Origin of the sequence: Acinetobacter sp., assembly GCF_036666595.1 — a bacterium.
In the GTDB taxonomy this organism is placed as follows: Bacteria; Pseudomonadota; Gammaproteobacteria; order Pseudomonadales; family Moraxellaceae; genus Acinetobacter.
In genome coordinates, this window is the sequence record NZ_JAVWVO010000055.1 from 1 (window position 1) to 859 (window position 859).

Below are 859 nucleotides of genomic sequence, written 5' to 3' on the forward strand. Positions count from 1 at the left end.
CTTTTCATGAAGTGAGAACCTGCGAGCGAATAATCTATAAAATATTAAGATTATGTTTTTATCATAACCCAAGCTAAGGTTTCGTAAAAATATGTTTATATTTTCAATGCATACAATAATCTAGCGTTATGAATTGTGAATAAATTATGGAGTTTGTATCCATGAGTTATTCTATATTGTGAATATTATATAAACAGCTTAAACCCAGATTAAAACAATAGATTGAATCATAATCATTTAATGACTCAAGGTTATTGATAATTGATATCAACAAAATTTGTGAACATTCGCTAAAAAATCGTTCAATTCTAAGCAGATTGGCACTTGCCTTTTTTGTAAAAAAGCGTTGTCATTAGCGAACGTTTAAAACTGAAGCAGATCGACATGCCTGATTTAAAAACAATTCACCATTTTGATGTGATTATTGTGGGCAGTGGCGGTGCAGGTTTAAGTCTTGCACTCTCTTTACCGAGTCATTACAACATTGCCATTTTAGCAAAAGCAGAGCTCACAGAAGCCAGTACTTTTTATGCTCAAGGTGGTGTTGCTGCAGTCTTAGACGAGACTGATTCAATTCAACAACATATTAATGACACTATGATTGCAGGTGGACATCTTTGTGAATTAGATGCAGTCAAACATACGGTCGAAGGCGGTAAGCCTTCTGTTGATTTCTTATTAAACCAAGGTGTCCAATTCACCTTAGATGATGATGAGCAATTACATCTCACCCGTGAAGGTGGTCACTCACAACGCCGTATTATCCATTCAGCCGATGCAACAGGCAAAGCAATTTCAACCACGCTTGTTGAACGTGCTAAAGAACGTAAAAATATTACAATTTTTGAAAATTACATTG

Annotated in this window: 1 protein-coding gene; it reads left to right on the forward strand. The window is 34.9% G+C overall.

Annotated elements, in window-relative coordinates; translation table 11 throughout:
* Positions 1 to 378: 378 nt before the first annotated feature.
* Positions 379 to 859 (forward strand): FAD-binding protein (locus tag RR876_RS16685; protein WP_332637155.1); only part of this gene is annotated, 481 nt, incomplete at its 3' end.